The sequence below is a fragment of the Chromobacterium sp. IRSSSOUMB001 genome, assembly GCF_023507765.1.
Classification (GTDB): domain Bacteria; phylum Pseudomonadota; class Gammaproteobacteria; order Burkholderiales; family Chromobacteriaceae; genus Chromobacterium; species Chromobacterium haemolyticum.
In genome coordinates, this window is the sequence record NZ_JALCYU010000007.1 from 167,819 (window position 1) to 189,611 (window position 21,793).

Here is a 21,793-nt window from a genome sequence, read left to right on the forward strand (position 1 = left end):
TTGCGAAAAACAACATGTTGACACTCGATACCGCAATCTGGATAATTCGTTCTCGTTGAGATGCAGCAATTGCTTCTTGATAGTTTCTCCTCTATTTCTCCTTTGTAGACTTGGCGCGGACCTAACGGTACCGCGCATTTTTTTTGCCTTTCCCCCTGCCATCTCCATGCTAAGCATTTGCTAAGCTTCTGTTAAATAATCAAATTATTAAAATCCGTGTAGCAAGGAAACTTGCCGGTCTACACCTTGCGGCCTCGTCGCGCCCTCCCTCCTCTCCCGTATCGGCTCCGTCTTGATCCCTCCCCACTTTAGTCAAAAATAATGCCATTTAGATTTAAACAGACGAAGCATATGACTAATGACATTAGAACGGATTTCGTTTGTGAAAATTTAGGAAAACACACAGAGGGGAACTGTTGGATTCGAAAACAAATGAACAAGACTAAGACGCCGCCGGAAGCCGGGAGGCGAGGGAGAGGCGAGGTTGCGCCGGTGAAAAACGACGACGAGCGAATGAGAACCAGATGGTTGCTGCGCCACAAAAAACAATGGGCCGCGCGGCAAAAAACCGCACGGCCCGAATCCTATCCGGAAACCGGTTAAGAAAATATGACAAATATCAACGGCTGCCTGTTCTTCAAGCACTGTCACTTGCCTCAATAGGCAAGTCCGCTTGTCTTCCTCGCTATGTAATGCGCGAACAAGGCTTGCCATGATGTTTGTCGGCGGCCGTACTCTCATCGGCCCCCTTCCCCTTCTAAGGAGGAGCACGATGTATCTCGATTACGCGACGATACTGGCTTACGCGCTGGCGATGGCGGGGCTGGGTTGGTGGGGCATGCGCCAGGCCCGGACCCGTGACGACTTTCTGCTGGCCGGGCGACGCCTGGGGCCGACACTGTATCTCGGCACCTTGTCCGCAGTGGTGCTGGGCGGGGCTTCCACCCTAGGCTCGGTGCGCCTAGGCTATCAATACGGTATTTCCGGCCTGTGGCTGGTATTCATGTTGGGCCTGGGCATTATGACGCTCAGCCTGGCGTTTGCGCCGCAGATCGCCCGCATGCGGGTATTCACCGTCACCCAGATTCTGGAGCAGCGCTATCAGGCTTCGTCCCGGCTGATGGGCGGCGTGGTGATGATAGGCTATGACCTGATGGTGGCGGTAACGGCTACCATCGCCATCGGTTCGGTGACAGAGGTGATGTTTGGAATACCCCGTATTCCCGCGATTCTGTCCGGCGGCGGATTGGTGATTTTCTATTCGGTGATCGGCGGCATGTGGTCGCTGACCCTGACCGATATCGTTCAGTTCGTGATCATGACTGTTGGCATCTTTGGCGTGCTACTGCCGACCAGCGTGAACGGAGCCGGCGGCCTGGAGACGATGCGGGCGAGTTTGCCTGCGGACTTTTTCGAACTCGGCGCGATTGGCCTGGACACCATTGGCGCTTATTTTCTGCTGTATTTCTTCGGCGCGCTGATCGGCCAGGATATCTGGCAACGGCTGTTCACTGCCCGCAGCGAACGAGTGGTGCGTTACGCCGGTCTGGCCTCCGGCGTTTATTGCATCTTCTACGGCGCCGCCTGCGCGCTGATCGGCGCCGCCGCCCGGTTACTGTTGCCGGAACTGGAAGTGGCGGAAAACGCCTTTGCCGAGCTCACTCGCAGCGTGCTTCCTTCCGGACTACGCGGCCTGGTCGCCGCCGCCGCGCTGGCCGCGATCATGTCCACCGCCAGCGCCTGTCTGCTGGCTGCTGCCACGGTGTTGAAAGAAGACGTGTACAGCCGCTTCCTGCGGCGCGGCGGTGACAGACACCTGGCCGACAGCCGCTGGATCACCTTGGCATTGGGCCTGGTCATGCTGTTGCTGTCCTACCTGGTCAACGATGTGATCGCCGGCCTCAGCATCGCCTACAACTTGCTGGTGAGCGGCCTGCTGGTGCCTATTCTCGGCGCCCTGCTATGGCGCCGCGCCTCCGTTCAAGGTGCCATGGCCGGCATGCTGCTTGGCTGTCTAACCGTTGTCGCGTTGATGATCTTCGATGGTTTGGCTGCCAATACTCCGATCTATTACGGCCTGGCAGCCAACTTCCTGAGCTTTGTCGGCGTCAGCCTGATGACCCCGGCCGCGCCCTCGCTAAGCGTCGGAGAATAACCCCAACCCAGGAGGTTTCCCATGTCCATTGCCTATCCCCAGCCCATCGACGCCGCAGAGGTTCCCCGCTTCGCCGGCATTCCAAGCTTCATGCGCCTGCCCATCTGCAGCGACCCCGCTCAGCTCGACGTCGCCCTGGTCGGCGTGCCGTGGGATGGCGGCACCACCCATCGCGCCGGCGCCCGCCATGGTCCGCGCGAGGTACGTAACCAATCCAGTCTGATGCGCCGGGTGCATCCGGTCAGCCGCCTTGCCCCTTACGAATTGGCCCGCGTAGGCGATTTAGGCGACGCGCCGGTCAACCCCATTGATCTGATGGACTCGCTTCAGCGGATTGAGGTTTTTTTCCGTCAGATCCGCCAGGCCGGGGCGCTACCGCTTGCGGTGGGCGGCGACCACTTGATCACCCTGCCCATCTTCCGAGCGCTCGCGCAGGACCGGCCACTCGGCATGGTGCATTTCGACGCGCACTCCGACACCAACGACAGCTATTTCGGCCAGCAGCGCTACACTCACGGCACGCCGTTTCGCCGCGCGGTGGAGGAAGGCTTGCTGGACCCCAGGCGTACTGTTCAGATCGGCATCCGCGGTTCTATCTATTCAGCGGAGGATGAGGACTTCGCCAAGGCCTGCGGCATCCGCGTCATCCATATGGAGACCTTCGCCGAGTTAGGCATTCAGGCAACTCTGGCCGAGGCCCGCCGCATCGTCGGCGACGGGCCGACTTACATCAGCTTCGACGTTGACGCGCTGGATCCGGCCTTCGCCCCCGGCACTGGCACGCCGGAGATAGGCGGCCTCAGCAGCCAGCAGTCGCTGCAACTGCTGCGCGGTCTGCGCGGTCTGAACCTGGTCGGCGCCGACGTGGTGGAAGTGTCGCCTCCGTTCGATGTCGGCGGCGTCACCGCGCTGGTTGGCGCCACCCTGATGTTCGAACTGCTGTGCCTGCTAGCCGAGTCAAGCCGCACGACCGGCTTGCTTGCCGGCGCGGAAGGGGCTTCGTAAACTCGGGGCGGCGGGCCTCTGGCCCGCCTTCTGTTCGATCCCACGCTGCGGGAGGCCCGATGCTAGGCAATATCTCGGATCTGGATCTACGCCTGTTGCGAATTTTTTGCAGCATTGTCGAGGCCGGCGGCTTTACCGCCGCCCAAGCCAAACTGAACACCGGTCTGCCGCGCCTGAGCGTGGCGGTGCGAGATCTGGAACTGCGCTTGGGCTATTCGCTGTGCCGGCGCGGCAACGGCGGCTTCCAATTGACGCCAGCCGGCCAGGCGCTCTATCAGGCTACTCAGGGCCTATTGCGCGAGATCGAGCAGTTTCGAGAACAAGCCAATGCGCTGGGCGGGCCCTGTCGCGAAGCGCTTCATCTCGGCGCGGTGGACGGCCTGCTCAGCCTACCGCGCGCGCCCTTGCCAGCCGTCATCGGCCGATTCCGCCGGCAATGGCCGCAAACGCAGCTGCATCTGCACACCATGAGACCGGACGAACTGGAACAGGCTGTGCTGGAAGACCGGCTGCAACTCGGCTTGGGCGCCTTTCATCACCAGTTGTCCGGCTTGCGCTACCAGCCGCTATTCGCCGAGGAGCAGAATCTGTATTGCTCCAGCCACCATCCACTGTTTGCCATCACCGCCCCCAGCCAGCAGCAAATTTGCGCCGCGGAATACGCCGGACGCGGTTATATGACGGAGCACCAGCGACCGCAGAACTGGCGTCTGCACCAAGTGGTCAGCGCCTATTCAATGGAGGCCATCGCCACGCTAGTGCTGTCCGGCACCTATCTTGGCTATCTGCCCACCCACTACGCCCGGCACTGGGTAAACGCTGGCCGCCTGCGCGCCTTGCTGCCGGAGCAGTTGGCCTATCACTCATGTTTTCACACCATCACCCGTCAGGGCGCACCGCTCAAACCGGGGCTGGTCCGGCTGCTCGACATGCTGATCCAGGCAGCTGAAAGCATGGAGGAAACCATGCGCTCAACAACAGCCCCTTGATCTCCGGATAAAAAAACGGCGGCCTTGGCCGCCGTTTTTCATGCTGGGCAGAACAGCCCTGCGTTTACTGCTCCGCCGTTCACTTTTGCCGCCGTTTACTTTTCTACTTGCGTCACATCGCGCACCGCGCCGGTATCTGCGCTGGTGGTCATCGCGGCGTAGGCGCGCAGCGCCGGACTGACCACGCGGTCGCGGCCCTGCGGCTTCCAGGCGTCGCGGCCCTTGGCTTCCATCGCCGCGCGCCGCGCCGCCAGCGTTTCATCGCTGACCGCCAAGCGGATGGAACGGCCCGGGATATCGATCTCGATGCGGTCGCCCTCTTCCACCAGACCGATGGCGCCGCCCTCCGCGGCCTCCGGCGACACATGGCCGATGGACAGGCCGGAGGTGCCTCCGGAGAAGCGGCCATCGGTCAGCAAAGCGCAGTCCTTGCCCAAGCCCTTGGATTTCAGATAGCTGGTGGGATATAGCATTTCCTGCATGCCAGGACCGCCCTTGGGGCCTTCGTAGCGAATCACCACCACGTCGCCGGCCACGATGCGGTCGGCCAGGATGGCCTCCACTGCCGCGTCCTGGCTTTCAAAGATGCGGGCGCGCCCGTTGAATTTGAGAATGGAGTCGTCCACGCCGGCGGTTTTAACAATGCAACCGCGTTCGGCGATATTGCCGGCCAGCACCGCCAGGCCACCATCCTGGGAGTAAGCGTGCTCACGGTCGCGAATGCAGCCTTCGGCGCGGTCGTCGTCCACGGTCGGGTAGCGCATGGATTGCGAGAAGGCGATGGTGGTGGGCACGCCGCCCGGCGCCGCGCGGTAGAAGCGTCGCGCCTCGCTGTCTTCGCCGTGGCGGCGGATATCCCAGGCTTCCAGCGCTTCGCCCAGCGTGGCGCTGTGCACGGTGGGCACCTCGCGGCGGATCAGGCCGGCGCGGTCCAGCTCAGCCAGGATGGCCACCACGCCGCCGGCGCGGTGCACGTCTTCCATATGGTATTTCTGGGTGGCCGGCGCCACCTTGGCCAGACACGGCACCGAGCGCGAGATGCGGTCGATGTCCGCCATTTTGAAGTCCACGCCGGCTTCCTGCGCCGCCGCCAGCAGGTGCAGCACGGTATTGGTGGAACCACCCATGGCCACGTCCAGGCTCATCGCGTTCTCGAACGCGGCCTTGGTGGCGATGGCGCGCGGCAGCAGGCTGGCGTCGTCCTGCTCGTAATGGCGCTTGGTGATGTCCACGATCAGCCGGCCGGCGCGCAGGAACAATTCCTTGCGGTCCGCGTGCGTGGCCACCAGGCTGCCGTTGCCGGGCAGGGACAGACCCAGCGCCTCGGTCAGGCAGTTCATGGAGTTGGCGGTGAACATGCCGGAGCAGGAGCCGCAGGTGGGACAGGCGGAGCGCTCCACGCGCTCTACATCCTCGTTGGACACCGCGCTGTTGGCGGCCTCCACCATCGCGTCCACCAGATCCAGCTTGCGGATGTCGTTGCCCCACTGCACCTTGCCCGCTTCCATCGGGCCGCCGGAGACGAACACCACCGGGATGTTCAGGCGCATGGCCGCCATCAGCATGCCGGGGGTGATCTTGTCGCAGTTGGAGATGCACACCAGCGCGTCGGCGCAGTGGGCATTGACCATGTATTCCACGCTGTCGGCGATCAGGTCGCGGCTGGGCAAGCTGTAGAGCATGCCGCCGTGGCCCATGGCGATGCCGTCGTCGATGGCGATGGTGTTGAACTCCTTGGCCACGCCGCCGGCGCGTTCGATTTCCCGCGCTACCAGTTGGCCCATATTGTGCAGATGCACGTGACCGGGCACGAACTGGGTGAAGCTGTTGGCGATGGCGATGATGGGTTTGCCGAAGTCGTCGTCCTTCATGCCGGTGGCGCGCCATAGGGCGCGGGCACCCGCCATATTGCGGCCGGCGGTGGAAGTGCGGGAGCGGTATTGGGGCATTGCTGATTCCTTAATCTCTACATGGGCGGAAAGGCGCTCCAGGCCCGGTTTGGCTTAAAACCAGGCCGCCTGGCTCCGGGTGCCGGGGAGCTCAAGGCAAAAATGCGCCGGGCGGCGGGTGGGCCGCGCGACGCGTGGGAACGCTTTCCCATATAATCCGTCCACATTCTTTTACCGCAAACGCACACGGCTGACAAATGATCATTCATCCGCAGTTCGACCCCGTGGCCATCCAATTGGGCCCGCTGGCCATTCACTGGTACGGCCTGATGTATTTGCTGGGCTTCGCCAGCTTCCTGATTCTGGGCAACTACCGCATCAAGCGCGGCCACGCCTTCTTGACCTCCAAACTGCTGGACGATCTGCTGATGTACGGCGCTGTCGGCGTGGTGCTGGGCGGCCGCCTGGGCGAAGTGCTGTTCTACCAGCCCGGCTATTATCTTAGCCACCCGCTGGAGATTCTGATGGTGTGGAAGGGCGGCATGTCCTTCCACGGCGGCTTCATCGGCGTGCTGATCGGCGTGGCGCTGTTCGCGCGCAAACACGGCCGCAGCTTCTGGGAAGTCACCGACTTCATCGCGCCGCTGGTGCCGCTGGGCCTGGCCGCCGGCCGCATCGGCAACTTCATCAACGGCGAACTATGGGGCCGGGTGGCCGATCCCAAGCTGCCGTGGGCGATGCTGTTCCCGCAGGCCAAGATGGACGATCTGATCCAGGCGCAACAGTCCTCCGACCTGATGGTGACCCTGCTCCAGTACGGCGGCCTGCCGCGCCACCCGTCGCAGCTCTACGAGTTCGCGCTGGAAGGCCTGGCGCTGTTTGCCTTGCTGTGGTGCTTTAGCGCCAAGACACGCGTCCGGGGCCAGGTGTCGGCGCTGTTCCTGATCGGCTACGGCCTGGCGCGCTTCGGCAGCGAATTCTTCCGCACCCCGGACGCCGGCATCTTCGGCCAGTCCGACGTGATCAGCATGGGCCAATGGCTGAGCCTGCCTATGATCGTGATCGGCCTGGCGCTGTTCTACGTGTTCGGCCGGCGCAAGGCGGCCTGAGCCAAGCTAGGCTAGAATACTTTCCATGCGCGGCGGGCCTTGGCTCTCCGCCCCAAGGCCAGTCCCGCGACTGGCCTTTTTTGAGCCGCCCGCCCTGGCGGCTTTTGGTCCGTGATTAATATAGGAGTCCCCATGACCGCCATCAAACTGACGCTGGCCAGCGCCCTGCTGGCCGCCGCCACCCTGGCCAACGCCGCCCAGACCGTGCTCAAAGTCTCCGCCATTCCAGACGAATCTCCCACCGAACTGCAGCGCAAATTCGCGCCGCTGGGCCAGTATCTGGAAAAAGAGCTGGGCATGAAAGTACAGTTCGTGCCGGTATCGGACTACGCCGGCGTGGTCACCGCGCTGACCTCGGACAAGCTGGACCTGGCCTGGCTGGGCGGCTTCACCTATGTGCAGGCCAGCCAACGCGGCAAGGTGGTTCCGCTGGTTCAGCGCGAGGAGGACAGCAAGTTCACCTCAACCTTCATCACCAGCGGCCCAGCCAAGAGCCTGAAGGAGCTGAAGGGCGACAGCTTCGCCTTCGGCTCGGCCTCCTCCACGTCCGGCCATCTGATGCCGCGCTATTTCATGCAGAAGGACGGCATCAAGCCGGAAAGCTTCTTTAAGAACGTCGCCTATTCCGGCGCCCACGACGCCACCGTGGCCTGGGTGGCCGCCGGCAAGGTGGAGGCCGGCGTATTGAACAGCTCCGTGTGGCAGAAGCTGGTGGAAAGCAAGAAGGTGGATAGCGCCAAAGTGCGCGTAATCGCCACCACCCCACCCTACTACGACTACAACTGGACGGTGCGCGGCAGCATGGACAAGGGTTTGCAGGACAAAATCCGCCAGGCCTTCCTCAAGCTGGACGCCAAGAATCCTGAACAGAAAGCCGTGCTGGATTTACAGCGCGCCAGCCGCTTCATTCCCACCAAGCCGGACAATTATCAGGGCATAGAAGCCGCCGCCACGGCCGCCGGGCTGCTGAAGTGAGCCTGGAGTTCCACGACGCAGGCCTGAAGCTGGACGGCGCCGTCATCCTGCGCGGTATAACGCTGCGCCTGGCCGCCGGCGAGCAAGCGGCCTTGATCGGGCCGTCCGGCGCCGGCAAGAGTTCGCTGCTGCTGCTGGCCAACACCGGCCTGCGCCCGGACGCCGGCGAGGTCCGGCTGCTGGGCGCCAACCCCTGGCGCCTGCCGCGCCGCGCCCTGCGCGCCTTGCGCGCGCGCATCGGCAGTGTCTATCAGACGCCGCCGCTGCCTCCGCGCCAGCGGGTGATCCATGCGGTGGCGGCCGGCAGGCTGGGCCATAGCGGCGAACTGGCGGCCCTGCTCCGGCTGCTGTGGCCGGACGACGCCGCCGGCGTCGCCGCCGAACTGGAACGGCTGGGCCTGTCCGACAAACTGTGGCAGCGCTGCGACCAGCTGTCCGGCGGCCAGCGCCAGCGCGTCGGCATCGCCCGCGCGCTGTACCAGCGCCCGGAACTTTTGCTGGCCGACGAACCCGTGTCGGCGTTGGACCCCAGGCTGGCCGACGACACCATTCGCCTGCTGTGCGAGGACGCCCGCGCGCGCCGCGCCGCGCTTCTGGTCAGCCTGCACTCGGTGCAACTGGCCTTGGAGCACTTCCCGCGCATCATCGGCCTGCGCGACGGCGCGATCGCCTTCGACTTGCCGCGCGAACAGGTCGACTCCGCGCTGCTGACCGAACTCTACTCCGGCGACGCGCCTGACGCGGCGATGGAAGCGGCCGCGCCCGCCACCGCGCTCAGAGGCCTGCAATGCTGAAACCGCGCGACCCGGCCGCGCGCGCGCGGCTAGGCTGGCTGCTGCTGACTCTGGCGCTGCTTCTACCCACGCTGCCGCTGACTCAGTTCACGCTGGCCACCTTGCTCAACGGCGACACCTGGCTCAGCCTGGCGCGCTTCGCCACCGGCTTTCTGCCACCGGCCCACGACGGCGACTTCCTGAAAGAAGTCGTGAGGGAAACCGTCGTCACGCTGGCGGTAGCCAGCGCCGGCCTGGTCCTGGCCATGCTGCTGGGCGCGCCGTTGGCCTTCGCCACCAGCCGCGCGCTGGACGATCATCAACTCACCGCCTCACCGCCGCGCCGCGCGGTCTTGGCCGCGCAAAGCCTGCTGCGCGGGCTGATGGTGTGGCTGCGCGGCGTGCCGGACATCGTCTGGGCGCTGCTCTTCGTCCGCGCCGCCGGCCTGGGCAGCCTGCCGGCGGTATTGGCGCTGGGCCTGGCTTACGGCGGCATGCTGGGCAAGGTCTACGCGGAAATTCTGGAATCCCAGCCGCGCGCGCCGGCGCAGGCTCTGGCGGCCGCCGGCGCCAGCCGCTGGCAACGCTTGTGCTGGGCGCTGTGGCCGCAAGCGCTGCCGGAATTGATCAGCTATAGCGTCTACCGCTGGGAATGCGCGATTCGCGCGTCGGCCGTGATGGGTTTCGTCGGCGCCGGCGGCATCGGTCAGTTGCTGGACAGCAGCCTGAAAATGCTCAACGGCGGCGAGGTGGGCACTCTGCTCCTGGTGTTCCTGCTGCTGGTGGGTTTGAGCGAAGGCGTCAGCCGCTGGTCGCGGCGCGCTTTGGAACGCGACGGCGGCGGCCGCCGCCTGTTGCTGGCCGGCGGCGCGCTGGCCGCCTTCAGTCTTTGCTGGCTATGGCCGGACTGGCGAGCCAACGGTTTCGACTGGCGCGGCCTGCCGCGCTTCGCCATGGAATTCCTGCCGCCGGACTTCTCCCCCGCCGCTTTGAGGCAACTGGGTCAGGGCGTGGTGGAGACCTTGGCGATGTCGGCGCTGGGCACGGTGCTGGCGGCCCTTCTAGCCATGCCGCTGGCCTTGCCGGCGGCCGGCCGGCTGGGCGTCGCAGCCAAGAGCGCGACGCGTCTGTTGTTGAACATGCTGCGCGGCATACCGGACCTGCTGTGGGCGGCGCTGGCGGTGTTGGCGCTGGGCCTGGGGCCGGCCGCCGGCGTGCTGGCGCTGGCGATGCATACCGCCGGCGTGTTGGGCCGCTTGTTTGCGGAAACCCTGGAAAACGCGCCGCCGCAGGCGGAACAGGCGCTGCTCCACGCCGGAGCCGGCCGCGCGGTCGCCTTCTGCTACGGGCCCTTGCCCATGGTCGCCAGCCAATGGCTGGCGTACACCTTGTACCGCTGGGAAAACAATATCCGCATCGCCACCGTGCTCGGCATCGTCGGCGCCGGCGGCCTGGGCCAGCAGCTGTATCTGGCGCTGTCGCTGTTCCAGCAGCAGGCCGCCGCCGCCGTCATCCTGGCGATGGTGGCGCTGTCCTGGGGCGTGGAACAGCTGAGCCGCGCGCTGCGCCGGCGCCTGGGCTGAGAGCCTGTTCAAAGTCTCGCGAGCAAAGACGAGACAAGGCGAAAACAAGGGAAAATGCGGAATGTACTCGTGCTACACGAGCATTTTGAAAACTTGTACTCACCGTGCAACGCACCACGAAGCGCGGCAGACCTTGAACAGGTTCTGAGACGACGAACAGGGCGGCAAGCCTTAGCCTGCCGCCCCGTCCATTTTCATCCCATGCTTAATTGGCTTCCTTGCAGGCGACCAATCCACACACAAACATCGCGAAACCCGCGAACCCCAGCGCCTTGGCCACCAAGAACGGCCACTCCGACGTGCCGCCATTGCTGCCGGACGCGCCAAAGCCCGCCAGCATCAAACCCAACCAGGCCAAGCCCCCGGAGGCCAGCAAAACGCAGACCGCCCCGCCATACCATGCTCTCTTGCTCATCACGGTTCTCCTCTTCCCACGCTTTTGAATCTTCTTATTGTTCACATCCGCCCCGCCAACAGCCCTGCCAGGCACAGCAGCCAGCACAGGCCGGTCGCCAGTAAAAATCCGCGCAGCAAGCGGGCCATGCCGCGCTGCCTTGCCTCCAGCGAGCGGCCGGCCAAGTCGCGCCCAAACAGCCGTGACAAGGCCAGGTCCAGCTCCTCAAGAGTGCCAGCCGAATCCACGGCCTGCAACAAGGCCGCGTCCAATTGCAGACGCCAGCCCAGCCAGGCTTGCCATAAAGCGACAGCAGCGCACAACGGCAGCCATAAGGCCGGCGCCGGCGTCAGCGCCGACAAGGCCAGCAAGCCCCAACTAGGCCAGCACAGCCAGCGGCAGGAAGCCAGAACCGCGGCGCTCAGCCGCGCTTGCGCAAGATCAGACGTCACAAGGGCTCCAATCGCGCGCACAGGCGCGCCAGTTCCTCACATTGCGCATCGCTCAGCTCCACGCGCTGGCGGCGTTGCCTCAGCAGCGCGCGCGCCTGCTCCACCGAGCCCGCGCGTCCGCTGAGCACCATCCAAGCCAGCAACACTGCCGCGCTGCGTGTCAGGCCCAAAGCGCAATGCACCAGCAACGGCCCGCGCTGGCCGGCCCGCAATCGATCCAGGGCCTGTACCGCCAGCCGCAATTGAGCCGGCGCCGGCAGCAGCAGATCCAGCAAGGGCTGGCTATGGTATACCACGGCTCCGGCCGCCTGGCGGTCGTATTCCGCGGCCAAGTCCAGCACCGCGACGAAGCGGGCGTCGCGCGCCGCGCTGACCGGCCCCAGCCAAACGTCCTCTATCACCTCCTCCGCGCCCGGCAAGCGGCGCAGAAAATAAGCATGCGCCAGCCGCGCGGCCAGGCTGTAAGGCCACAGCAGCACACGCGCGGCGAAGCGGCGGCGGCCGGCGTGTTTTTGCAGCGCGACCGGACCCAGCCGCCAATAAGCCCACGCCAGCACGCTCAAGGCCAGCGCCGGCCAGGCCAGCAGCCAGCCCCAGCCGCCCAGCGCCGCCGCCAAAACCAGCAGCAACACGGCCCCTGCCGCGTAACGCGCGCCCAAAACGCGGCTGCGGCCCGGCTCGGGCGAACGCCAGGACGGCGCCGTCGGCGCCGGCATCGGCCACAGATAGCAGACCAGCACCGCCAGCGCGAAACCGCTGGGCACATCCCAAAAATGATGCTGCCAGGTGGTCAGCACCGACACGCCGATCAAGGCGAACCAGCCATGCAGCAGCCAGAGCCAGCGCCGGGGCGTGTGCTGCCAGTAGCGCAGCCACAGCACCACCAACAGGCCGATATGCAGCGAAGGCGCCTGGTTGAACGGTTTGTCGAAGCCCATCAGCAGGTCGAACAGTTGCCCGAAAACGCCGTCCAGCGGCGGGCGCTCAAAACCGAAGCGCAGCGGGAACAGCAGGAAGCACAGGCAGGACAACAGGGTGACCGCCAGCAGGCGCTTGGCGTGGGCATTGAGTTCGGCGCGGCTGGCGCACAGGAAGAGCGAGACGCCGTAGAGCAGGTCTATGCTCCAATACGGCACGATGGTCCACGGCCACAGCGGGATGGCGCGCTCCCAGGCCATCGCCACATTGCCCACCCGCTCCGGAGGCAGGCCGGCCGCGTATTGATTGGCCGCGCCGTAGAGCAGGAAGAAGCTGGGCCCCAACAGCAACAGCCATAGACAGGCCAGCCGCCAAGGACGGCCGGCGGCGGCCGGCGCGCTCACGCCTCGGCCTCGGCCAGCGGCTGTGGCCGCTCCGTTGCGGCGTCGGCGCGGCGTCGCGCCAGGCTGACGCTGAAGATGCCCCATTCGTCGATGCGCTGCTCCAGCTTCTCGAAGCCGGCGTCGGACACCAGTTGGTCCATTTCCTGCTGAGTGCGCCGGCGCATGATCCAGTCCGCGCCGCCGCGATGGCTGCTCAGCGTGCGCGCGATCAGTTCCAGCTGCGGGTGCCAGGGCTGGTTGGTGTAGACCAGATAGCCACCGGGCGGCACCGCATCGGCCAGGCCGGCCAGCGATTGGCGGATGGGTTCGTTTTCGGGAAACAGCTCATAGAGGCCGGACACCACCGCCAGCGTCGGCACCGGCTGCAGCGCGGCCAGGCTGGCGCGGTCAAAGGCGTTGCCCTGGTCGAAGCGCGCCACCGCTTCCAGGCCGCGTTCAGCGATCAAGCGTCGGCCGGCACCGACGTTGATGTCGCTGTAATCGCGCAGCTGTACATGTTCCACCGGCTGGCCGGCCACGGCGTCCAGAATGTAGCGGCCATGACCGGCGGCGATGTCCAACAGGCGCAGCGGCCGGCCATCGACGCGTAGGCGGCTCATCGCCGCGGCGATCAGCTCCTCCAGGTTCAGCTTGCGCTGGCGTATCCCCTTCCAGCCCACGCTGTCCAGGTAGGCGCGGTCGCCCAAGCGGCCCAGCGGGCTGAAGCCGGACGCCTGGTTGCGGTAAACGTAATCCAGGGTGCTACCGGAATCGAAACCGGTGCGCCAGCCCAGGCGTATGCCGGCGGACAGGCGGCCCAGCGTGGCCAGGGTCAGCCGGGTCAGCGCAAACTGCCAGCGCAACGGCGACAGCCAGGAGCGCGGCTGCTGCAGTTGCTGGTATTCCAGCGCGGTATAGCCGGCGGCGTCGGCGCGGCTCAGGTCCACCGCCGGCGCGCCGGCCTCCACTCGTTGGATGAAGGCGCGAATCTTGTCCAGCGCCGACGCGCGGTCGCGCTCGCCCAAGGTGTCGTGGTAGAAGCCCGGCAGCAGGTGCATTTCCTTCAGGGGGCTGCCCAGTTTCTGGAAGAACTCGCGCTGCGGCCCCTGGTGCACGACGAAGTCAGCGCCCGACATCAACAACTGGGTCGGCAGCGTGATGGCGCCGGCGTCGGCGACGATGCGTTCGGCGGTGTCGTACAAGTCCAGCAGGATGTTGGAGGAAATCGGCCGGGTGATCAGCGGGTCGCTGTTGTAGGACGCGATGCGCTCCGGATCATGAGTCAGGAAGCGCGCCTTGACATAGGAGTTGACGAAGAAATTGCCCCTCAGCCGCTGCATCAGCCGAAGGCCGGCCCGGGCTAAGGGCACGTAGAGTTTGACCTTGAAGGCCGGCGAGGCCAGCACCAGCGCGCGCACGCGCGGCGCGTAGTCGTGCGCCCAGGCGGCCGCCAGCACCGCGCCCACGCTCTGAGCGATCACCACGATCTCCTCCATCGCCAGGCCGTGACGCTGGCACAGGTGGCGGACGAAGCAGTCCAGGTCGCGCACCGTGGCGCCCAGGCTGGGGCTGTAGCCGCGCGGCCCCTCGTTGCGGCCGTGACCGCGCGCGTCCCAGGCGAACATCGGCGTATCCGTCAGCTGCAACTCGTCCACCAGGTGCTGCAGGCGGCCGGAATGTTCGTGGCCGCGGTGCAGCAGCACGATGGCGCGCGGCCGCGCGCCGGGAGTCAGCGCCGGCCAATGCCGATAAAACAGGGTTTGACCGTCAAAACTGACAAACTGCGATTCTTCGGCTTGGCGCATGCTCTGGCTCCTTTCAAGCCTCCTGCTCCGCCGGCGCGGCGGGCAGGGTTTTTTGCTTCAAGTACAACAGCGATTCGCGGATACGGTCGCGGAAAGCGGTTTTCTCTTCCAGCCACTGCAGCGGCCGGCCAATGGCGATGTCGACGAAGAAGGGCACCGGCAGCCATTGGCCGCGCCCCATCGCCCGGCCCAGGCCGTGCAGATAGACCGGCACCACCGGCACGTCGGGGAAATCGCGGCTCAGATACCAGATGCCGGACTTGATCTCGGACAGCACCTCGGGTTCGCCGCGAGAGCCTTCCGGAAACAGGATCAGAATCCGTCCCTGGCGCAGCGCCTCGCGGCAACCCTCCAACGGGTCCAGGCCCTTGGCCACGCCACCGCGCACCACCGGGATAATGCCCACCACCTGGGTGGCGAACCAGGCGAACAGACGGTTTTTCAGGAAGTAGTCCGCCGCCGCCGCCGGCTGCACCTCGGGGATGCGCCCCAGCGGAAACAGGCTGTACAGCGCCAGGATGTCCAGGTGGCTATTGTGGTTGGCCACCACGATGGCCGGGCCGTTCAGCGGCAGCCGCTCCTGATGGCGCACCGTCACCCCCAACCACAATCGCACCACCGGCCGGGCCAGCAGCAACACAAACAGAATGCGCAGCAATCGGCTCATCATCGGCTCAGAAGTACAAGTAGTGGACATAGTGGAAGAACAGCGGCGCGGTATAGGTCAGCGAATCCAGCCGGTCCAGCACCCCGCCGTGGCCGGGCAGGAGGCGGCCGGAGTCCTTGACTCCGATGTCGCGCTTCACCGCGGAAATCACGATGTCGCCGATGAAGCCCATCACCCCGATCAACAAACCGGCCAAGGCCGCGTGCAGCGGCGAGAACGGCGTCAGCAGCGGCCCCAGCAGCCAGCCCAGCAGGCAGGTGGTCAGCGCGCCGCCGAGGAAGCCCTCCAGCGTCTTGTTGGGCGATACCTTGGGCGCCACCTTGCGCCGGCCGAAGGCCTTGCCCCACAAGTATTGCGCCACGTCGTTGAGCTGAGTCAGCGCCACCAGGTAGAACAGCAACATCGCGCCCTGGGCTGGTTCGCCGATATGGGTCAGCTGCGGCAGGGTCAACACGGCGGCCATATGGCTCAGGCAGAACACGCAAATCATCAGCCCCCATTGCAGCGAGGCGGCCGCCTTGAGGAAGCCCTGGGTCTCGCCGATCAGCACCATGCGCATCGGCAGGAACAGAAAGATGTAAACCGGGATAAAGATGATGAACATGCCGTACCAGTGGATGCCCAGCCAGTAATACTGCAGCGGGATGCTCAGATAAGCCCAGAACAGCACCACGTGATCGGCGGTGCGGGTGGCGCACAGCGTCAGGTATTCCTTCAGCGCCAGGAAGCTGATCAGCGCGAACACCACCAGCGCCAGCGGCACATTGCCCAGCAAGGTCAGCGAGAAGCAGGCGACAATCCACCACCAGGTGCGGATGCGCAGCTTCAATTCTAGCCAGTTCTTGTGCGGCGAGCGGCTTTCCAGCACGCGGATGGCGACGCTGGCGATCACCAGCAACGCGAATACGGCGCCCAGCGCCCAGATCAATGCCTGCGGCAACAGCGGTTTAAACATGCTCGCCCTCTTTCAAAATGGCCCGCGCCCGGTTGACGCAGGTCAGCGCCATCAAGGCGGCGCTCAATCCAAACACCCAGCCGCCCCAGGCCGCCGCCTGCGGCCACAGGCCCAGCAGCAGCGCGTAGGCGCCGTACGCAAAGGCGCGGTCGCTCTTGCCCATCGGGCCATCGTAGCGCCGCGTTGCGCCCAGGCTGGGGCCCAGCACGCCGACGAACTCGGTCAGCAAGGCCAGCGTCACCGCCAACACCACCCAGGCCGGCTCCGCCGACAAGAAGGCGAACGGCAGGTAGAGCGCGGCGTCGGACACCACGTCGCCCACTTCGTTGAGAATGCCGCCCAGCCGGGACTTCTGACCGTGCTCGCGCGCCAGCATGCCATCGATGGCGTTCAAGGCCATGCGCAGGAACAGGAATACGGGCAACAGCAGCCACGGCAAAGCCCGCTCCGGCTGGGTGGCCAGCCAGCCGCCGTAGGCTATGGAAGCCAGCATGGCGCCGAGCGTGACGTGGTTGGCGGTGACGCCAAGGGAAACCAGGCCGCGCAGCAAGGGGCGCAGCAGGTCCTGAAAACGGGATTTGAGTTGATAGATGCTGGGCATTTCGGCTTCGGCTCGTCTGCTTCGTCCCGACGCGCTTTCGCGCCAGTCATCACAGTCGTCAAGAAAAGTTGCAAATCCGTCGACGCGTCCGCCAATGGGCAACGCACGGAAACCGCGATTATGCCGATTGCAGAAAAGCGCGGCAAAGGAAATTGTTTGGCAATCCTACCTCGAACAAAAATATCGGCCCGCCGTCGCCACGGCCTCGATTTGGACAAGGCATTGTTCCGATGAGGAAAATCACACAATCAAAACAAATTAATATATAAGACTAATTTTTAATAATTTCCAAGAATTTGCAGAATGCCTTAGCATCACTCCATCGCATGTCATGGGTTTATCCATGGCAGAAAATTTCTCGGAATCACGATGCGCCGGCATCTTCTGAAAACGCGCCGCCAAACGGCGCGAACGAAACCCCCGGCGCGTCTTCAGACAAGGGGCATCATCATGAAACACGCCATCGCATTGGCCATCGCCTTGAGTACCGCCGCCACCGCCGCTTGGGCCGACCGTCTGGATGACATCAAGAAGGCAGGCGTGTTGCGCGTCGCCGCCTTCGACAGCAATCCGCCATTCGGCTTTCTCGACGCCAAGACTCGCCAGATTTCCGGCCTGGACGTGGACGTGGCCCAGCACATCGCCAAGAAGCTGGGCGTCAAACTCAGCCTGATCCCCACCAATCCGGCCAACCGCGTGCCGCTCTTGGTGTCCGGCAAGGCGGATCTGGTCGCCGCCAACTTCACCGTCACCGACGAGCGTAAGAAGCAAGTGGCGTTCAGCCTGCCCTACTTCGCCTCCGGTCAGCAGTTCATCGCCCGCAAGGGTTCGCTGCAAAAGCCGGAGCAACTGGCCGGACTGCGCGTGGGCGTGGACAAGGGCACCACTCAGGAGGTGAACCTGCGCGACAAATACCCGAAGACCACCGTGGTGGCCTATGACGACACCCCGCTGGCCTTCACCGCGCTGCGCAACGGCAACGTCCAGGCCATCAGCCAGGACGGCTCCAAGCTGGCCGCCTTGCTGGCCAACGCGCCGGACAAGGCCAAGTTCGAACTGGCGCCGTTCACCCTGACCCGCGAATACCAGGCCATCGGCCTGCCCAAGGGCGAAGCGCGTCTGCTGAAAGCGGTGAACGACAGCCTGCTGGAATTGGAAAAATCCGGCCAGGCCGCCAAGATCTACAACCAGTGGTTCGGGCCGGCCACCAAGGCGCCGCTGCCCAGGGACTTCAAGATCGGCGAAGCCAGCTAAGACCCGCTAACAAAACCCCTGATCCTGCGTTGCGCCTCCTTGTCGTACTACGGGTACTGCCTGTGTCGGCGCGCCTTGGCTCAGGTTCTCCGCGAGGTTTTCTTAGCGGCTCTAAGAACCGGTTTACGATCTGCTGCGTGTCGGCGATACGGCGTTGAAAACGGCTTCATCATGCTCACGTACCACTCGTACATTCCGCTTTTTCGCTCGTTTTCGCCTTGTCTCGCCTTAGCTCGCGAGATCGTAAACAGACTCTAAGACGGCGCGTTTTCCCATCCGTATCCCAAGCCGCCGGGCGCGCCCGGCGGTTTCGCCATTTGAAGCGCCGCTGGCGCCGAATGGCGGCCTTATCGAAATACAGGACAGCAAGCAATGAATCCCCCCTCCTGGCTTGGCCACCACTGGCTGGAACCCCACTACCTGGGCTGGCTGCTCAAGGGCGCGCTGCTCACCGGCTGGCTGGCTCTGCTGGTCTGCGTCACCGCCACCACGCTAGGCATGCTGCTGACCGCGGCGCTGGAATCGCGCTGGCGCGCCTTGAGCCACGCCGCCGGCCTCTGGGTCAGTCTGCATCGCAACACGCCGCTGATGGTGCAGCTGCTGCTGTGGTATTTCGGCGTGGCCGGCCTGCTGCCGGAAACCGCCATGCTGTGGCTGAATACGCCACGCAGCCTGCCCTTGCCGGGCGGCTTGACGCTGCCATGGCCGTCCTTCGAATTCCTGGCCGCGCTGGTGGGGCTAACCCTTTATAGCGCCAGCTTCATCTGCGGCGAACTACAAGCCGGGCTGCGCGGCGTCGCCGCCGGCCAGCGCCAGGCGGCGCGCGCGCTGGGCATGAACGGCTGGCAGGAATTCCGCTGGGTGGTCCTGCCGCAAGCCTGGGCGCTGGCGCGCCGTCCCTTGGTCGGCCAATACACCGCGGTGGTGAAGAACACTTCCTTGGCGATGGCCATAGGCGTGGCGGAGTTGTCCTATACCTCGCGCCAGGTGGAAACCGAAACCCTGCTCGCCTTCCAGGCCTTCGCCGTGGCCACCGCCGCCTATCTGCTGCTGGTGCTGTTGACTCAGGCGCTGAGCCAGCGCGGCGAGCCGGCATGGAGGGCGCCGCAATGATGCCGCCGGTGATTCAGGACAATCTCGATTATCTGCTGTGGGGTAACCTGACCAACGGCGAGCCCGGCGGCCTGCTGCTGACCCTGGCCATCAGCGCCGCCGCGGGCGTGCTGGCCAGCCTGCTGGGCCTGGCCGGCGGCATCGCCCTGGTCATGTGCGGGCCCGGCCCGCGCCGCACGCTGGCCACGCTGGTGGCGCTGCTGCGCGCCATCCCGGTGCTGATGCTGATCTTCTGGTGCTATTTCCTGCTACCCATCCTGTTTGGGGTGGACATCCCCGGCGTACTCACCGTGGTGTTGGCGCTGGCGCTGATCAACGCGGCCTATCTGAGCCAGTCGGTGCAGGCCGGCATCGCCGCCATCGGCCCCGGGCAATGGGCGGCAGGGCTGTCGCTGGGACTGGACCGCTGGCAGACGCTGCGGCTGATCGTGCTGCCGCAAGCGCTGCGCATGATGCTGCCCTCCTTCGTCAATCAGTGGATCACCCTGATCAAGGACAGCTCGCTCGCCTATGTGGTGGGCGTGGCCGAATTCACCTTCGTCGCCACTCAGGTCAACAACCGCGAGCAGGTCTACCCTTTGGAGATCTTCGCCTTCATCGCGCTGGCTTACTTTGTGGTCTGCGGCGGCCTGCAACTGCTGGGCCGCTGGAGCGACAGGCGCTGGAGTCTGCCGGCCAGGGCCTGAGAACCTGTTTACGATCTGCTGCGCGTCGGCGATACGGCGTTGAAACCGAGCTCAAAATGCTCATGTACCACGGTACATTCCGCTTTTTCGCTCGTTTTCGCCTTGTCTCGCCTTGGCTCGCGAGATCGTAAACACGTTCTTAGCGGGTCTTAATTCAAATGCTGACGGAAGAAACGCTCCATCGCGCCATAGGCGTCAAAGCGGTTTTCCTCGTTGCGGAAACCATGGCCCTCATTGTCCTTGACCATGTATTCCACTTCCACGCCGCGCTTCTGCAGCGCCTTGACGATCTGATTGGATTCGTCGATGTTGACGCGCGGGTCCTTGGCCCCCTGCAACACCAGCAGCGGAGTCTTGATGCGGTCCACCTGGAACACCGGCGAGCGTTCGCGCATCATCGCCTTGTCCTTGACCGGATCGCCCACCATCTCGTGCATCATGTCCAGCATCGGCTTCCAGTACGGCGGTATGGTGTTCATGAAGGTGAATAGATTGGACACCCCCACGTAATCCACCGCGCAGCGATACAAATCCGGCGTCTTAGTGATGCCCGCCAGCGTGGCGTAACCGCCGTAGCTGCCGCCGTAGATGCAGACGCGCTTCGGATCCGCCACGCCCTGCTTGACCAGCCAGTCCACGCCGTCGCTGACGTCGTCCTGCATGGTGCCGCCCCATTGTTTGAACGAGGCCTGCCAGAAATCACGGCCATAGCCGGTGGAGCCGCGGAAGTTCATCTGTAGCACCGCCCAGCCGCGATTGGCGAAGAACTGCACCTCGGGGTTGAAGCGCCAGCTGTCGCGCGCCCATGGCCCGCCGTGCGGATTAATGATTACCGGCAGCCCCTTGGCGTCCTCCTTGCCCTTGGGCAGGGTCAGGTAGCCGTTGATAGTCAAACCGTCGCGGCTGCGGTACTGCACCGGCCGCATCGTAGCCATCTCGCTTTCCTTCAGCCAGGGCGTGATCTCGGCCAGCAGTTCCAGTTTGTCTCCGGCCTCGTCGTACAGATAGCGCTTGCCCTGGGTACGGTCGTTCCAGGCCGCCACGATGAAACGGTTCTCCGCGCGGTTGGCGGACTGGATATCCACCTGGTAGCCGGGCAGCCGCGCCTCCAGCCTAGCAAGCAGGGCCTCGCTCTTCTCATCTAGGCATTGCCGGCCCGGCTTGTCGGTTTCGAAGCGGGCGCAGGTGATCACTTTGCGCTTGCGGGAAAAGCCCAGGCCGTCGACGTCCACGTCGTCGCGGTGATAGATCTGCTTCACTTCCTTGCCGGTCTTGGGATCGAATTCGACGATGGCGCTCTTATCGCGGCCCAGATTGCTGGCGGCGTAGAAACGCTGGTTGTCGAAAGTGAAGAACAAGGGATTGAAGCTGTCACGGAAGGAAGTGGTCATCAGCTTGCGGAAGGCGCCGCCCGGCTGGTCGCGATACAGCAGGGTGCTGTTGACGCCGTCCGTGGTGGTGGCGATGCGGATGCGGCCATTGTGATCAGTGCTCCAACTGGTGACATTGCCGGGGTTCTTCGCCTCCAGCGTCAACTTGCCGGTTTTCAGGTTCACCCGGTAAACGTCGAACACTTCCGGCTTGCGCTTGTTCAGGCCCACCAGCAATTCGTCGTCCCGTTCGGTCAGTTCGTCGACGATCTCCGCGCGCACGCCGGGAAACGGCGTCAGATCGCGGCTCTTGCCTCTGACCAGGTCCACCGCGTATAGGTGGAAATTCTCATCCCCGCCATTATCCTTGCTGTAAACCAGCCGCTGATTGCCCTTCCAGAAATAACCCGACAGGTCGCGGTCCTTCACTTCGGTGACGCGCCGGTCCGGCTGCCCCGGCATGCGCACCACAATATTGCGCCGCGCCTCCCAAGGCGCCAGGAAAGCCACGCTCTTGCCATCCGGTGACAAGGTGAAATTGCTCTGCTCCGGATTACGGAAAAAGTCACGCAGCGGAATGTCCGCGGCGTAGGCCGCGCTGGACAACGCGGCGGCCAAGGCCAGGCTCGATACCCAAGTTTTCACGAGAACCCCTTGTCTGAAATGATCCCGATCCGGCGCGGCCGCGCTGGACCCCTGCGACAATATGCCACAAAA

At 64.6% G+C, this 21,793-nt stretch carries 19 protein-coding genes; 10 read left to right on the forward strand and 9 right to left on the reverse strand.

The window, feature by feature from the left end:
* Positions 1-772 precede the first annotated feature (772 nt).
* The 3 genes from MOV80_RS11615 to MOV80_RS11625 are packed head-to-tail and all read left to right on the forward strand — an operon-like array spanning position 773 to position 4,149.
* The gene (locus MOV80_RS11615) at positions 773-2,155 is read left to right on the forward strand and encodes a sodium:solute symporter (protein WP_118268239.1); all 1,383 of its coding nucleotides are present in this window, start codon (positions 773-775) and stop codon (positions 2,153-2,155) included.
* Between the two features lie 21 nt (positions 2,156-2,176).
* A complete protein-coding gene (gene speB / locus MOV80_RS11620) occupies positions 2,177-3,160 on the forward strand; it encodes an agmatinase (RefSeq protein ID WP_019099972.1) in 984 nt (327 codons plus the stop codon).
* A 59-nt stretch (positions 3,161-3,219) separates the two neighbouring features.
* Positions 3,220-4,149 (forward strand): LysR family transcriptional regulator, encoded by a 930-nt coding sequence (locus tag MOV80_RS11625; protein ID WP_118268240.1) that lies wholly within the window; start codon positions 3,220-3,222, stop codon positions 4,147-4,149.
* Positions 4,150-4,244: 95 nt separating this feature from the next.
* Here MOV80_RS11625 and ilvD read toward each other — a convergent pair whose 3' ends face one another.
* The gene (gene ilvD, locus MOV80_RS11630) at positions 4,245-6,098 is read right to left on the reverse strand and encodes a dihydroxy-acid dehydratase (protein ID WP_019099970.1); all 1,854 of its coding nucleotides are present in this window, start codon (positions 6,096-6,098) and stop codon (positions 4,245-4,247) included.
* Between the two features lie 197 nt (positions 6,099-6,295).
* Between ilvD and lgt the strand changes: the two genes are divergently transcribed.
* The 4 genes from lgt (at position 6,296) to phnE (ending at position 10,478) form a co-directional block, all read left to right on the forward strand.
* Positions 6,296-7,147: a prolipoprotein diacylglyceryl transferase gene (gene lgt, locus MOV80_RS11635; RefSeq protein WP_043590939.1), complete on the forward strand. Its 852-nt coding sequence runs from the start codon at positions 6,296-6,298 to the stop codon at positions 7,145-7,147.
* 132 nt (positions 7,148-7,279) lie between these two features.
* Entirely contained in the window at positions 7,280-8,122 is an 843-nt protein-coding gene (locus tag MOV80_RS11640) for a putative selenate ABC transporter substrate-binding protein (protein ID WP_043590938.1), read from the forward strand.
* Positions 8,119-8,916, forward strand: coding sequence for an ATP-binding cassette domain-containing protein (locus MOV80_RS11645; protein WP_107732792.1), 798 nt, complete (start codon positions 8,119-8,121; stop codon positions 8,914-8,916). Before MOV80_RS11640 ends, MOV80_RS11645 begins: the two co-directional genes overlap by 4 nt.
* Positions 8,910-10,478: a phosphonate ABC transporter, permease protein PhnE gene (gene phnE, locus MOV80_RS11650; RefSeq protein ID WP_118268241.1), complete on the forward strand. Its 1,569-nt coding sequence runs from the start codon at positions 8,910-8,912 to the stop codon at positions 10,476-10,478. Before MOV80_RS11645 ends, phnE begins: the two co-directional genes overlap by 7 nt.
* A 205-nt stretch (positions 10,479-10,683) precedes the next feature.
* Here phnE and MOV80_RS11655 read toward each other — a convergent pair whose 3' ends face one another.
* From MOV80_RS11655 to MOV80_RS11685, 7 genes are read right to left on the reverse strand one after another with little or no spacing between them, the layout of a single operon-like run.
* A complete protein-coding gene (locus MOV80_RS11655) occupies positions 10,684-10,893 on the reverse strand; it encodes a hypothetical protein (protein ID WP_118268242.1) in 210 nt (69 codons plus the stop codon).
* Positions 10,894-10,934: 41 nt separating this feature from the next.
* Entirely contained in the window at positions 10,935-11,324 is a 390-nt protein-coding gene (locus tag MOV80_RS11660; RefSeq protein WP_019103062.1) for a hypothetical protein, read from the reverse strand.
* Positions 11,321-12,646, reverse strand: coding sequence for a phosphatase PAP2/dual specificity phosphatase family protein (locus MOV80_RS23560; protein ID WP_205422953.1), 1,326 nt, complete (start codon positions 12,644-12,646; stop codon positions 11,321-11,323). Before MOV80_RS23560 ends, MOV80_RS11660 begins: the two co-directional genes overlap by 4 nt.
* Positions 12,643-14,430 carry a bifunctional alpha/beta hydrolase/class I SAM-dependent methyltransferase gene (locus MOV80_RS11670; protein WP_249605117.1) on the reverse strand — a complete coding sequence of 596 codons (1,788 nt, stop codon included), beginning with the start codon at positions 14,428-14,430 and terminating at the stop codon, positions 12,643-12,645. Before MOV80_RS11670 ends, MOV80_RS23560 begins: the two co-directional genes overlap by 4 nt.
* Positions 14,431-14,443: 13 nt before the next feature.
* On the reverse strand, positions 14,444-15,097 hold the full coding sequence (locus MOV80_RS11675) for a lysophospholipid acyltransferase family protein (RefSeq protein WP_019102762.1): 654 nt from the start codon (positions 15,095-15,097) through the stop codon (positions 14,444-14,446).
* A 7-nt stretch (positions 15,098-15,104) separates the two neighbouring features.
* Positions 15,105-16,052, reverse strand: a complete 948-nt coding sequence (locus MOV80_RS11680) for a phosphatidate cytidylyltransferase (protein ID WP_118268245.1) — start codon at positions 16,050-16,052, stop codon at positions 15,105-15,107.
* A complete protein-coding gene (locus tag MOV80_RS11685; RefSeq protein ID WP_019102760.1) occupies positions 16,045-16,653 on the reverse strand; it encodes a CDP-alcohol phosphatidyltransferase family protein in 609 nt (202 codons plus the stop codon). Before MOV80_RS11685 ends, MOV80_RS11680 begins: the two co-directional genes overlap by 8 nt.
* Positions 16,654-17,103: 450 nt before the next feature.
* On the opposite strand from MOV80_RS11685, the gene MOV80_RS11690 reads away from it, so the two are divergent.
* The 3 genes from MOV80_RS11690 (at position 17,104) to MOV80_RS11700 (ending at position 19,706) form a co-directional block, all read left to right on the forward strand.
* Positions 17,104-17,907 (forward strand): ABC transporter substrate-binding protein, encoded by an 804-nt coding sequence (locus MOV80_RS11690; protein ID WP_019102759.1) that lies wholly within the window; start codon positions 17,104-17,106, stop codon positions 17,905-17,907.
* Between the two features lie 372 nt (positions 17,908-18,279).
* Positions 18,280-19,020 carry an amino acid ABC transporter permease gene (locus tag MOV80_RS11695; RefSeq protein WP_118268246.1) on the forward strand — a complete coding sequence of 247 codons (741 nt, stop codon included), beginning with the start codon at positions 18,280-18,282 and terminating at the stop codon, positions 19,018-19,020.
* A complete protein-coding gene (locus tag MOV80_RS11700) occupies positions 19,002-19,706 on the forward strand; it encodes an amino acid ABC transporter permease (protein WP_019102757.1) in 705 nt (234 codons plus the stop codon). The genes MOV80_RS11695 and MOV80_RS11700 overlap by 19 nt, the downstream gene beginning before the upstream one ends.
* A gap of 149 nt (positions 19,707-19,855) precedes the next feature.
* Here MOV80_RS11700 and MOV80_RS11705 read toward each other — a convergent pair whose 3' ends face one another.
* A complete protein-coding gene (locus MOV80_RS11705) occupies positions 19,856-21,721 on the reverse strand; it encodes a S9 family peptidase (protein WP_205422954.1) in 1,866 nt (621 codons plus the stop codon).
* Positions 21,722-21,793: the final 72 nt, after the last annotated feature.